The organism is Sediminibacillus terrae, assembly GCF_009602435.1.
In the GTDB taxonomy this organism is placed as follows: Bacteria; Bacillota; Bacilli; order Bacillales; family Amphibacillaceae; genus Sediminibacillus; species Sediminibacillus terrae.
In genome coordinates, this window is record NZ_VZDQ01000002.1 from 94677 (window position 1) to 108419 (window position 13743).

Consider the following 13743-nt stretch of genomic DNA (forward strand, 5'->3'; position numbering starts at 1 on the left):
GACTTTTGCTACTTTCCTATTATAGTGGAGAAAGAGGGATTTTGCACGGTAATCCTTCACAGATGCAAACATTATCTCTCGCAAGACTGCAATAAAAAGGTTATGTCCTGTAAAAGCATAACTGATGAATATTTTGTCATATTGTAGTTTTACCTTTATAATGAAACTGATGCCCTGAAAACAAAAAGTAGTGAAGATATATAATAGAGGGGGAACCGTAATCATGGAAGTAATTAAAATAGCTCCGCGCGGTTATTGTTATGGAGTAGTAGATGCAATGGTCATAGCTCAGAATGCGGTTAAAGATCCGAATCTGCCAAGACCTATTTATATATTGGGAATGATCGTACACAATTCTCATGTAACCAAAGCCTTTGAAAGCGAGGGAGTCATCACTCTCGATGGAAAAAACAGAGGAGAGCTTCTGGAAGAAATCAATGAAGGTACGGTGGTTTTTACCGCCCACGGTGTTTCGCCGGAAGTGAAAAAAAGAGCAGAAGCAAAGGGTTTGACAGTACTGGATGCCACTTGTCCCGATGTCACACGGACGCATGACTTGATACGCGAAAAGGTAAAAGAAGGCTATGAAGTAGTTTATATCGGAAAAAAAGGCCATCCGGAACCGGAGGGAGCCATGGGGGTTGCGCCCGGAAAAGTTCATTTAGTACAGACAGAAGACGATGTAGAGAAGATACATCTGGATAGCGACAAACTAATCGTCACCAACCAAACTACGATGAGCCAATGGGATGTATATGATGTCATGCAAAAAGTGAAGGAAAAATATCCTCAGACGGAAATGGTACAAGAGATTTGCATGGCAACACAGGTACGCCAAGAAGCAGTGGCTGAACAAGCAAAGGAAGCAGACTTGACGCTTGTGGTCGGAGATCCCCGTAGTAACAATTCCAATCGTCTTGCACAAGTTTCCCAAGAAATTGCAGGAACTACAGCATACCGGATTGCAGATGTTTCGGAAATCAAGCTGGAATGGCTGGAAGGGGTTAGCAAGGTAGCAGTAACGGCTGGCGCTTCCACCCCTACCCCTATCACCAAAGAAGTGATTCGCTTCATCGAAAGCTTTGATGCAGCACAGAAAGAGTGGGATCTTCAGTCCAAAGTTGAACAAAGCAAAATCCTTCCAAAAGTCAAAGCGAAGAAAAAAGCATAACAGGAAAACCGCGAAGAATTGCATCTTCGCGGTTTTTTATAGTACATACTGTTTGCTCTTTTTTTTAAGCAACCCTCTTTACATAAAATGAAAGGGTTCGGTGTGGACACTGGAAATGATTATTTCCGGTAAATCCGATTTATCAAAATACCTTTGTAAAAAGGATTGGACACCTTGTTTCATGAATTTTTCCACGTGATGCCCTGGATCAATGAGTTTCAACCCCATCTGCCAAGCATCCTGCGCTTCATGGAAACTGAGATCTCCGGTTATATACACGTCGGCTCCCTGTTGGTATGCCTGGTCGATGTAGTCTTCCCCGCTTCCACCTAATACGGCGACTTTACGGACCTGCTCGTCGAGATTCCCGACTATTCTTAAAGCAGGGATTTGAAAACGGTCTTTCACAAGTTCACCCAATTCGCGAAGCGTCATGCTTTTTTGTAGGTCTCCAATACGCCCGACGCCGATTTCTTCCCCTTTATTTTTCAGTGGATAAAGATCATAAGCAGGTTCTTCATAGGGATGAACGGTTTTTATTGCAGCAAGCACATGCGGAAGTTTGCTTTCTGGAATGATTGTTTCCAATCTGTCTTCTTCCACCCTTGTCAGTTCTCCTTGTGAACCGATAAATGGCTGTGTCCCATCCAACGGCTTAAAAGCCCCTTCTCCTCTGACATGATAACTGCAATGACTATAGCCACCGATATGACCTGCGCCTTGATTTCCAATCGCTTCTCTGACCTTTTCCGTATAGTCAACTGGAACATATACCGCAAGTTTGATGAGCTTATCTTGGTCGGTCGTCACTAGGACAGAAGTGTCACGCACACCTAATCGTTCGGACAGAATATCACTAACACCTCCAGTGGTTATATCCAAATTGGTATGAGCGGCATAGACAGTAATCCCGTTTTCGATCAGTTTGGCGATCGTACGCCCTTTTGGTGTTGTTGTATCTATTTGTTTTAATGTTTTAAACAATAAAGGGTGGTGGGCAATAATCAAATCCACACCTGCTTCGACTGCTTCATCAACGACTGTTTCAAGGACATCCAATGTAATCATCACTTTTTTCACAGGTTTGTCCAGTGTACCTACCTGTAATCCTACATTGTCCCATTTATAGGCTAATCCCGGAGGTGCCCACGTTTCAAAGGCATCAATGATTTTCCTGCATGTCATTAGATTATCCGTCACATTAAACCCTCCTTGATTAATTCTACTTCATGACGGAAAGCTTCCATCTTCTTTTCATCAGGTGAAACTGCCTGTTTCATTTGTTTAATCACTCGTTCCCTTTTTTCTATTTCTGTTTTCCACTTCTTTTGGAAAGCATCCGATTTTTCTTTCATCAAATAAGGACCGAGTAGTAATTCCTTTTCTGTCATTGTCGCTGGCGTATCGGATAAAAAGGCGGAAATCACCTCATAAGTGTGACCCGCTTCTTCGACAATCGCTTCCCCAGCCAGTCGGTATCCATTCCCTTGAAGCCACATCCGGACAGCCCTCGCTTCCACATTGGGTTGTGCAATTATTTGCCCGACACGTTCTAATTTCTCTTTCCCTTCTTCTAAAATCGTAGAAATCAAACTGCCCCCCATGCCTGCAATCACCACCTGGTTGACTTCATTGGCAGATATAACCGCAAGGCCATCGCCTTTACGCACTTCTATCCTGTCTGTCAGCCCTTCTGCGGCGACATTGTTTTTGGCACTCTGGTACGGACCTTCGTTTATTTCACCCGCTATAGCTGCTGCCTTTTTGTCCAGATGACAGACATATACAGGTAGGTATGCGTGATCAGAACCAATATCAGCGAACAACGCACCTTTTGGTAAAAATGATGCAATACATCGTATGCGATCAGACACCAGTCTCTCATTCATTTCATTAACTCCTTTTTTCACCCGGTTATATTCCTTCCTATTTAAAAAAGAAAGCTTTCTGGCGACAGAAAGCTTTCTTTTGCGTATTACTTGTGTTCAGATAACCATTGAGCAAGCATATCTGCTTCGCTGTCACTTACCAGACCGCCTGGCATTCCTCCATCAGTACCGTTCATGATAATTTCATGTATTTCATCCTTGGAATATCTGCCTCCAACTTCCTGCAGATTAGGACCGGCACCTCCAGACAAGTCGCCTCCATGGCATGTAGCACAGTTATTCTGGAAAATCGCTTCCGGATCATCGGATGCTGCTTCTTCACCGCCGCCTTCTCCGGATTCCTCTTGCTGATTCCCCTCTTCACCAGCTTGTTGAATGTCCTCATATTGATTCAGACCGACTACAGATAAAACAATCATTGTAAGTATTCCCAACACTGCGATAATTGCAAAAGGGATAACTGGGTTTCTTTTCATGTCTTTATCCTCCTTATGTAATCCCCAAACTTGTCTCTACAGACCAAACTACATATATTTTACTTGAAAATGTGACAAGAGAAAAGGGAAATGACAAGAAATTTTATATAACTACATAGTATATTATCATAATCGTACCAATCATTCCTGCACCAAACAAGTATTTATCTTTCTGTTTATAGCCGGTGATCAACCACCCCGCAAGTTGAAGCGAGATTACAATCGCTGTAACCCAGTGATTTTTCGTCAACAATTGCGCCAATTCTATCGTGATGAGTAACAACATACCCAATGTGATAAGCTTTGCCACCGGTATTTTGATGACATCTATTTTTGAAAACACACGGTAAAGCGCAAAGGAAATCAACAGAAAAATAATTGCAAGGAAGATTTGCAATCTGTCTGGGAATTCAGTAAAATTGATAACAAGATATGTTAGCGGTAACATTAAAATATCACAAAAGAGCAGAATTACCAGCTTCAGGCTCATATAAGGTTTTGCGGGCTCGTCTATCCCCTCACCTTGAGAATAAAGAGCCAGCAAAAAATCACAATATTCACCCGGTAATAGCCTGCTCTGCTTCCATTGTTGAATTTCCCGAATGATGATTTCTTTTTTCTCAATAGCCATTCTTTTCCCCCATCCGATTTCCAGTAATACCTGTCGGTAAATGGGTCCTTTAATAGCGGGACATCCTGTCGGACATCAATATTACAGTTACTGCCACTTGAAGCAAAATCAAAGTCATTGTACGGATGCACAATGACTTAGCTGAGCTCCAAACAGTTCCACATGAACAGGTTGTTTATTCGAGGAAATCCTTTAACCGTTTACTCCGGCTTGGATGGCGTAACTTGCGTAAAGCTTTTGCTTCGATTTGTCTGATTCGTTCTCTGGTTACACCAAACACTTTCCCTACTTCTTCAAGTGTTCTGGTTCGGCCATCGTCCAAACCGAAACGGAGTCGCAGAACGTTTTCCTCGCGATCAGTCAACGTATCCAGTACATCTTCCAACTGTTCCTTCAACAATTCATATGCTGCATGATCAGAAGGAGAAGTGGCTTCCTGGTCCTCGATAAAGTCGCCTAAATGAGAATCGTCTTCTTCACCAATTGGTGTTTCAAGAGACACTGGTTCCTGAGCAATTTTTAAAATTTCCCTTACTTTATCAGGGGTTAACTCCATTTCTTTCGCGATTTCTTCTGGTATAGGTTCTCTGCCCAGATCTTGCAAAAGCTGACGCTGTACACGGATCAATTTGTTGATGGTTTCCACCATGTGCACAGGTATCCGGATTGTTCTCGCCTGGTCGGCTATCGCCCGTGTTATTGCCTGGCGAATCCACCAAGTGGCATAGGTGCTGAATTTATACCCTTTTCGATAATCAAACTTTTCTACAGCTTTGATCAAACCCATGTTGCCTTCCTGAATCAAATCAAGGAAAAGCATTCCACGACCGACATAACGCTTTGCAATACTTACGACAAGTCGGAGGTTTGCTTCAGCCAGTCTTCTTTTGGCCTCTTCTTCGCCTTCTTCAATCCGCTTTGCCAGGTTTATTTCTTCTGAGGCAGAAAGTAAATCGACTCTTCCGATTTCTTTCAAATACATCCTGACCGGATCATTGATCTTAATGCCCAGCGGTACACTCAAATCGTTTAAGTCGAATTCCTCTTCTTTTGATAGCTGCTGCATGCTCGGATCTTCTTCCGAATCACCGATCACTTCTACCCCTTGCTCATTCAGGTACTCATAAAACTCGTCCATCTGCTCTGATTCCAACTCAAAGTTGGACAAACGCTCTGCTACTTCTTCATATGCTAGTACCCCGCGCTTTTTTCCCAGCTCAAGCAACTGGTCCTTCGCTTGCTCCAGGGTGAGCTCATTTTCATTTTCATTTTCTTTAGAACGTGATGGCTTGTTATCTGCCATGAGTCCCCCTCCTTCCAGACTTACTTCTATATCAATGAATTGAATTTTTCAATTGCTTTCTGATCTCAAGAATCTGCATGGCTATCTGGGCTGCCTTTACAGGATCATTTTGTTTTTCTGCCAGTTTTTGCTCCGCTTTCAGAGATTTAATGGCTGCTTCATCACTGTGTTCTACACGGATGAGACGTATATAATCATTTATCTCTCTATCACTGATATCCTGGTGGATAGGCATCATTGCAATTTGGACAACCAAACTTTGGATGGACGGGTCTGGCAGTCTTTCTACAAACATACTGACATCTGCCCCGTTCCCTTCTTCATAATAAGCATATAAATAAGTAACAATGATTTGGTGCTGCTCTACATTAAACGAACCACCTAATTCTTCCTTCACTTTTTCAGCAATCGTTCGATCGTTTAACATGTAAGCAATTAACTGTTTCTCCGCATTATGGTAAGCGGGGAGCAATTTCTTTTGACTAAACGGGGCTTTCGCCATACTAGTATTGCTCTTTTGCACCATCTTATCCTGCCCGGCACCTATCTTTTGCCTTCTAGCCGTTACCTCTTGAGATAAAGTTTCCATAGATAATTCAAATTCATTTGCTAATTCTTTCAAATAATGCTCCCGTTCCACCGGCCTGTCTATCAATGCGACTTCATCAAGTACACTTTCAACATATTGTATGCGATCTCCTTCCAGATTTAGATTATAATCTTTTTTGAAGTATCGCATCAGGAAGGACATGTATGTGTCGCTTACGTCGATTACCTCTTTCCGAAAGCGTTCCGCACCGTTTTGCTGGATGAATTCGTCCGGATCCATTCCGTTTGGCATACTGGCAATCTTCACTGTACATCCTGCCTTTTTCAGAATCTTGGCGGCTTTGTAAGAAGCCTGTACGCCCGCATCATCTGCATCATAGCAAATAACCACTGTATCCACATAGCGGCGCAGCAGTTTGGCTTGTGCTTCTGTAATGGCTGTTCCCAGGGTGGCTACGCCATTTGTGACCCCAGCTGCAAAAGCCGATATCACATCCGCATACCCTTCAAAAAGTACCGCTTCTTCCTGTTTACGGATGTTACTTCTGGCTAAATCAAAATTATATAAAAGTCTTCCTTTATGAAATAGTTCCGATTCCGGGCTGTTCAGGTATTTTGGCTCCTGATTGTTTATCGATCTGCCTCCAAATCCGACCGTTTTCCCTAGATGATTGCGGATAGGGAAAACAACCCTTCCTCTAAACCTGTCGGATACTTCCTGCTGGTCATTCATCGAAAGCAGCCCCGCCTTAACCATGGCCTGGGGATGAAACCCTTTCTTCTCCAGAAACTGAACAATGAACTCCCTGGAATTCGGGGAAAAGCCCAACTGGAAAGCATCAATAACCTCGTCAGTGAAGCCTCTGTCGATTAAATACTGATAGCCTTCCTTCCCTTCTTTCGTGTGACGGAGCAAATGGTGATAAAGTTTCGTCAGCCATTCATACGCACTGAGAACATCCTGGCTCTCTTGACTTACTTGCTGGTTTTGGCTGGCAGGCTGATAGCTTTCCGGCAAAGTATGCCCACTTTTTTCAGCCAAATGCTTTAAAGCCTCAAAAAAACTGAAGCCTTCCATCTCCATTACAAACGTAACAACATTCCCGCCTTTATGGCAGCCGAAGCAATGAAATATCTGTTTGTCCTGTGTCACGGAGAAAGATGGAGTCTTTTCCCCGTGAAATGGGCACAATCCAAAGTAATTTCTGCCCTGCTTTTTCAATTGGACATATTCTCCCACGACATCCACGATATCATTGGACTTTCTGATTTCTTCTATCGTTTCTTCAGGGATTTGACCATTCATTAGAATCACCATGCTCTACGTTTATTCTATAAAGACTAAGAAAACCCTGCAAAATTCGACAATCTTTTTTAAAAAAATAACTGATTTCACTTTCTATCATTAAAATAAAAATCTTCCACCAACAAAACACATTCCTGATCCTGCCCTCACAGTTTAATGTAACCTTTGAAGAAAAGGGTCAAACCAGTACCTGCTTCTCCATACATATTCTCATCAGATAAAATAAAAAAAGAAAAGATAAATGTAATGCTTCTTCTAATTCGACATAAAAAAGAAAACAGCTAGTTTTTTATTCTACATGTATCCGAATAATCCTTCCTTTTTCCTATGTTTTTATTTTTCAGAATTTAGCATCCCCAATTTGGAATACTGTCCAATAGAGAAAGACATTATAGAAACATTTTTTCACAAAAAATAATTATAATACAGAAAAAAAGAAAATGCTAATATTTTTTCTTATAACGTTGCGCTTAAAGAACCGTTGCACCCCGTGATTGTATTCTGCAAGGCAACTCTCTCGTTGATCATTCCCTTTCTCCTGCACAAAACGGTGAGTGGGATGGAAGGCGAAGCAAGTGAAACTCCTTCTTCTTATTATAGCTGTTTGGAAGGAGATGCATACGACAGCCTTCCTGCTTTGACACCTGGCCATGGTTGTACAAACACGTGGTTAACAGTCAGGGTTTGCCATTCAACAACAATTGCTTTCTTATATTCAGAATAACGTTTGCAGTTTCCTCCACTGCCTTATTCGAAACATTGATCACATGACACCCGATTCTTTCCACCACTTTTTCAAAATGATCAAGCTCTTGCAAAATCCGTTCCCGGTTAGCATAGCTGGCTTGGTCTCCCAACCCCAGGGCCTTCAGCCGTTCCTTCCGGATATCGTTCAGTTTTTCAGGGCTGATTTTCAAACCAATACACCGATTGGGATCCACTTGAAATAACTCTTCCGGAGGATTCACCTCTGGTACTATAGGGACATTGGCAACCTTGAGGCGTTTGTGGGCAAGATATTGCGAAAGCGGTGTTTTGGAGGTCCGGGAAACGCCGATCAATACAATATCCGCTTTCGATATCCCCCTCGGATCTCTTCCATCATCATACCGCACCGCAAATTCTATCGCTTCTACCCGCTTGAAATAATCTTCGTCCAATTTATGAACCAATCCGGGTTCGAGCCTCGGTTTTTTTTGATAAACCTTTTCCATGGCGTCCATAAGCGGTCCCATGATATCAATGCATTCAATCTTTCTTTTAACGGATTCCTCCAGCAGATGTCTGCGAAACGTAGGATTCACCAGGGTGAAACCGATTATCGCCCCTTTTTCCTCCGCTTGGTTGATGGTTTCATCCAGTATCTCCAGATTTTCAACATAAGGTACTCGGTGTAGAAGATATTCTCCGCTGTTATCAAACTGGCTCAGAGCAGCTTTCACCACTAATTCTGCTGTCTCTCCCACCGAGTCAGAAACTATATACACAATAGGTTTGCCCATCATTTAACCTCCCTGCAAGTTATCATTCCCGGTGAATTCCACTAATGCTTTGGTCATATTTGTTTTGGTTATGCGGCCGATGACCTGTAGGCCATTTTCTGTATCCTCTACCACAGGAAGACCATCGATTTGTTTGCTGATCAATTGTTTTGCTGCGTTGATCAGATAATCGTTTTTTCGGCAAATCGTAACATTCGGCATTCTCGTCATGATGATATTAACCGGAAGACTGGCTAAATCCTGATTGCCCAGACTAGCCCTGAGCAAGTCTTTTCGAGAAACGACCCCTGTTAAAAGCGAAGCATCGTCCACCACGAATAACGTTCCAACATCTTCCAGGAACATTTTGCTGATGGCATCATAAACCGAGTCATTTTCTTTAATCACGATCGGTATCGATTGAAAATCCCGCACCTTCACTTTTTTCAGTTTTTCAGAAAGCAATTCAAAACCGGTTTTCCCCGTGAAAAAATAACCTACTCTCGGACGGGCATCCAAGAAGCCGGACATGGTGAGGACAGATAAGTCTGGTCGGAGCGTAGCTCTTGTCAATTGGAGTTTTTCCGCTATATTCTCCCCGGTAATCGGACCATGTTTTTTTACAATCTCAATAATCTGCTGCTGACGATCGGAAAGTTCCATCCTTTCACCACCTTCTCGGCATGAAGCACATTTTTTCTCTCATTATAGACAGGTACAACATATATAAACGGGAATATGTCAGAATTGCTGTTTCCACTGCACTTTTGACAGGTCGGCATATTGATAAACCATGGAAGCAATTTTATTCAATAATGCAAGCCGGTTATTTTTTACGTGCTCATCTTCCGCCATAACCATCGTATGATCAAAAAATGCGTGAATAGGATCTGCCAATTCAGCCAAAACATTTATAGCTTGACTTGCTTTTTGTCGATTCAAAGCTTGTTGAAATTCCGGCACCACCCGTTCTACTGCAGCATTCAATTCGGTTTCTGTTTCATTTTCGAACAATTCTTTTTTGACCTCTTCCGTCTTAGCCTTGCCGGCTAAATTCAACACACGCCCCAGTCCTTCTTGAACTGGTTTGAAGGCTTCATCCTGTCTTTTATCGGTCAAAACAAGAGCTTTATCGAAAGTGAATTGAAAGATTCCGATGCCTGCATGAAGGACTGCTTCGATGACATCCTGGTCAATTCCTGCTTCTTTCAAAATATAACCCGCACGGTGGGCAAAGAACTCGGACACATTTTCCATTGTCTCTTGTTTATCCCGAGTTGGAATACCCTTTGTTTCAAATTGCTGATAAGCTTGTTCAAGCAACTGTTCCAGTTTCACTTCCCACTTTTGAGCTTTCAAGATTTGCAAAACTCCGATAGCCTGCCGTCTGAGCCCATAAGGATCCTGGGAACCGCTGGGAATGATGCCTACAGAAATGCAGCCGATAATGGTATCCAATTTATCAGCAACACTTACAAGAGCACCTTCTGGCGACTGAGGGAGAGTGTCTCCTGCATGCCGTGGCATATAATGTTCATTGATAGCCTGAGCTGTTCGTTCATTTTCACCGAACAGACGGGCGTATTTCTCCCCCATAATCCCCTGAAGTTCTGTGAACTCATTGACCATATTGGTCACCAAATCAAACTTGGAGATTTCTGCTGCCCGAACTGCGTGGTTCCGTACAGCTGTGTCCATATCGAGCAACTCAGCGATTTTACTTGTTAGTTGAGCTACACGTTCCACCTTTTCTGCAATAGTTCCGAGCTTTTCCTGAAACACCATCTTTTCCAGTTTCTTCACATTGTTGGCTATGGATTGTTTCTTATCTTCTTCAAAAAAGAATCTTGCATCGGAAAGTCTGGCCCTTAACACTTTTTCGTTTCCCCGAGCAACCGTTTCTATAAAATCGCTATTACCGTTTCTTACAGCGACAAAGTTCGGCAGCAACTCTCCTTCACTATCCCGCACTGGGAAATATCGCTGATGTTCTTTCATGGAAGTAATCAGAGCCTCTTCGGGAACGGCCAGGAACTCTTCATCAAAGGAACCGGAAAAAACGGTAGGATACTCAACCAAATGCTTTACTTCGTCCAGCAAATCGGCATCCACTGTAACCTGCCAGTTTTTGTTTTCCTGTAATTGTTCAATTTCACTTCTGATCTTCTTTTCTCTTTCAGAAGGATCCACGATTACATACTGCTCTTTTAGCTTATTTCGATAGTCACCAGCAGATGATAATTCAATGGATTTACCAAGAAATCGATGTCCGAATGTCGCATTTGATGCGGTAACACCAGCAATCTCCAACGGGATGACTTCACTGCCGAACAAAGCAGTGATCCAGCGGATGGGTCTCACGTAACGTAGGTTCAAATCACTCCAGCGCATATTTTTGGGGAAGTTTACCTTTAACACGACATCTTTGAATCCCTGCAATAAATCGAAGGTCTTGCTGCCCTCTATAAACTTACTCACAAAAATGTATTCTGTCCCATTTACTTCTTTGGTATAGATGTCTTTCACCGTTTTTCCTTGACCTCGTGAGAAACCAACAGCTGCTTTTGTCCACTCGCCATTTTCGTCTAGTGCAATGCTTTTCGCCGGACCTTTTGCTTCTTCCTCGATATCTGGCTGTTTTTCAGCTGCGTCCTTGATTAGAACAGCGAGCCGCCGCGGTGTTACATATGCTTCGACACCTTGATAAGGTACCCGCAATTCATCCAGCCAGGCGGTGGTTTTTTCCAGTAATTGTCTCTGTGCATCATCAAGAAAACGGGCCGGCATTTCTTCAAGGCCTATTTCGAATAAAATATTAGTTGTTGTCATTGTTTGCCGCCTCCTTCAACATAGGGAACCCAAGACGTTCACGCTCTTCTACATATATTTTGGCTATTTCCCGCGCTAAATTTCTTACCCTGGAAATATATCCGGTTCTTTCGGTTACGGAGATAACTCCTTTTGCATCCAGGAGATTGAATGTGTGAGAGCACTTCAATACATAGTCATAAGCCGGGAATACAAGGCCTTTCTCCATTGTCCGCTTTGCTTCCTTCTCATAGGTCGAAAACAGATTGAACAGCATATCTGTATCGGATTCTTCGAAAGTATATTTGGAATGTTCATATTCAGGCTGTAGGAAGATGTCAGAAACCGTTACTCCATCCGTCCATTCTAAATCAAACACATTTTCTTTATCCTGGATATAGGAAGCAAGTCGTTCAATTCCATAAGTCAATTCAACCGCTACCGGCTTTGCTTCGAGCCCGCCGATTTGTTGAAAATACGTGAATTGAGTGATTTCCATTCCATCCAACCACACTTCCCAACCAAGCCCGGCCGCACCGAGCGTAGGATTTTCCCAGTTATCTTCAACAAACCGGATATCATGCTGTAAAGGATCAATACCCAATGCCCGCAAAGAATCCAAATATAACTCTTGTATGTTATCTGGTGAAGGCTTCATGATCACCTGAAATTGATGGTGTTGATACAAACGATTCGGATTCTGTCCATATCTTCCGTCAGCCGGCCGGCGGGACGGTTCTACATATGCAACATTCCAAGGTTCCGGGCCAAGGCTGCGCAACAATGTCATCGGTGACATTGTCCCAGCACCTTTCTCTACGTCATATGCTTGCATTAAAATACAGTTTTGATCTGACCAATGCTTTTGCAAAGTTAAGATCATTTGCTGAATATTCATTTGCTCATTCCTCCGATTATGGTATTCAAACTTAGAAGCGGGCTTTGCTGTAAAATCACGACAAAAAACCGCCCCTACGCCAATCCAAGGCATAGGGACGGGATATCCGCGGTTCCACCCTACTTGCTTTCCGATTAACGGAAAGCCGCTTTCGCTTGATTGCTCTGGTGCGCCTTCCCCGGTTTTTTCTACTCCAGCTCTCACTATCCTGGATTCGCTTTTAGAAAAGATGTCCAAGTACTACTCACCGTCAATGCAATATGTAAATTTTGATTTAACCTTACTGAATTTTATCCTTTTTGTCAATCATAATGCTATTTCAAGAGATCCAGCTGGTTTAAAAATTTTTTTGACTTGATATGATATCCGCCATACCGTTCATAATACTCCTCCATCAATTTTTTCAACAGTTGTTTATTTTCCGGTTTTATCGAAATATTTCCGATTCGTTCGATATCGATGGTGGAAAACATTGAAAAGATTCTCGACAGGTTTTCCGGCAAGGATACCGCATACTCATCGATATGACGACAGCGAGGGCAAAGATAACCTCCCTCTGCGGTAGAGAATGCAAATGGTCCCTGAGGGTTCCCGCAATTGACACACTGTTGCAGTTCAGGAGCGTATCCTGCCCGCTGGTACATTTTGAGTTCATAAATGATCGTCAATATTTCCGCGTCTTTCCCTTCCGAAATCCAGGTCAGCGTTTGTTCCAGTTGTCGAAATAAAAATGGATCATAGTTGTTTTTTTCCACCAACTTATCTGTCAGCTCTGACAGATAAGTCGCGTATGCCGTCTTTACAATATCTTCCCTGATTTCCCGAAAGGAAGAAAGCACTTCGCCTTGTTGCAGTGTACCCAGATTTCTCCCCGTCTGTATTAAGAATTGACCATGGATGAACGGCTGTGTGATGGCTGCCATCCTGCTTTTCGGTTTTTTTGCTCCCCTCGCGACTACACCGATTTTCCCGTGTGACGGCGTCAATATCGTCACAATCTTATGTGTCTCCCCATAATCTTGCGTCCGCAGGATTATGCCCTCTGTTTTCTCAAACAAATCTATTCACCAATCCCTTTCAAAAAAGACGACACTTTTTATACTAAATCAAAACCACCAGTGTGAACTGGTGGTTTGCTCTGCGGCTGAAAGCCTCTGTTACCGGCCTCGGCCTGAAAGGCCCACCGAAAGGGTTTCCCGCCTGCACCACATTCACTCACTAATTCTAAAGA

The 13743-nt window shown here is 42.9% G+C and carries 12 protein-coding genes; 1 reads left to right on the forward strand and 11 read right to left on the reverse strand.

Translation table 11 applies throughout. The annotated features are described in order from the left end of the window. Positions 1-223 precede the first annotated feature (223 nt). Positions 224-1171, forward strand: a complete 948-nt coding sequence (locus F6X55_RS01055; protein ID WP_026569926.1) for a 4-hydroxy-3-methylbut-2-enyl diphosphate reductase — start codon at positions 224-226, stop codon at positions 1169-1171. A 78-nt stretch (positions 1172-1249) separates the two neighbouring features. Here the strand turns inward: F6X55_RS01055 and F6X55_RS01060 are convergent, their stop codons facing one another. The 11 genes from F6X55_RS01060 to recO form a co-directional block, all read right to left on the reverse strand. After that, positions 1250-2371: a Nif3-like dinuclear metal center hexameric protein gene (locus tag F6X55_RS01060; protein WP_237648571.1), complete on the reverse strand. Its 1122-nt coding sequence runs from the start codon at positions 2369-2371 to the stop codon at positions 1250-1252. Continuing rightward, positions 2368-3060 (reverse strand): tRNA (adenine(22)-N(1))-methyltransferase, encoded by a 693-nt coding sequence (locus F6X55_RS01065; protein WP_026569924.1) that lies wholly within the window; start codon positions 3058-3060, stop codon positions 2368-2370. The genes F6X55_RS01060 and F6X55_RS01065 overlap by 4 nt, the downstream gene beginning before the upstream one ends. Before the next feature lie 86 nt (positions 3061-3146). Further along, a complete protein-coding gene (gene cccA, locus F6X55_RS01070; RefSeq protein WP_026569923.1) occupies positions 3147-3536 on the reverse strand; it encodes a cytochrome c550 in 390 nt (129 codons plus the stop codon). A gap of 103 nt (positions 3537-3639) precedes the next feature. Continuing rightward, positions 3640-4167: a hypothetical protein gene (locus tag F6X55_RS01075; protein WP_026569922.1), complete on the reverse strand. Its 528-nt coding sequence runs from the start codon at positions 4165-4167 to the stop codon at positions 3640-3642. Positions 4168-4342: 175 nt separating this feature from the next. Next, positions 4343-5470, reverse strand: a complete 1128-nt coding sequence (rpoD, locus tag F6X55_RS01080; RefSeq protein WP_026771157.1) for an RNA polymerase sigma factor RpoD — start codon at positions 5468-5470, stop codon at positions 4343-4345. A gap of 31 nt (positions 5471-5501) precedes the next feature. Continuing rightward, positions 5502-7325, reverse strand: coding sequence for a DNA primase (dnaG, locus tag F6X55_RS01085; RefSeq protein WP_026569921.1), 1824 nt, complete (start codon positions 7323-7325; stop codon positions 5502-5504). A 677-nt stretch (positions 7326-8002) separates the two neighbouring features. Next, positions 8003-8830, reverse strand: a complete 828-nt coding sequence (locus tag F6X55_RS01090; RefSeq protein ID WP_026771155.1) for a pyruvate, water dikinase regulatory protein — start codon at positions 8828-8830, stop codon at positions 8003-8005. Further along, positions 8831-9469 (reverse strand): transcriptional regulator CcpN, encoded by a 639-nt coding sequence (locus F6X55_RS01095; RefSeq protein ID WP_026569920.1) that lies wholly within the window; start codon positions 9467-9469, stop codon positions 8831-8833. It abuts the gene before it with no gap. A gap of 78 nt (positions 9470-9547) precedes the next feature. After that, complete coding sequence (gene glyS, locus F6X55_RS01100) at positions 9548-11635, reverse strand: glycine--tRNA ligase subunit beta (RefSeq protein ID WP_153461557.1); 2088 nt, start codon at positions 11633-11635, stop codon at positions 9548-9550. Continuing rightward, complete coding sequence (glyQ, locus tag F6X55_RS01105; RefSeq protein ID WP_153461559.1) at positions 11622-12512, reverse strand: glycine--tRNA ligase subunit alpha; 891 nt, start codon at positions 12510-12512, stop codon at positions 11622-11624. Before glyQ ends, glyS begins: the two co-directional genes overlap by 14 nt. Positions 12513-12826: 314 nt before the next feature. Beyond that, positions 12827-13570: a DNA repair protein RecO gene (recO, locus tag F6X55_RS01110; RefSeq protein ID WP_153461561.1), complete on the reverse strand. Its 744-nt coding sequence runs from the start codon at positions 13568-13570 to the stop codon at positions 12827-12829. Positions 13571-13743 lie beyond the last annotated feature (173 nt).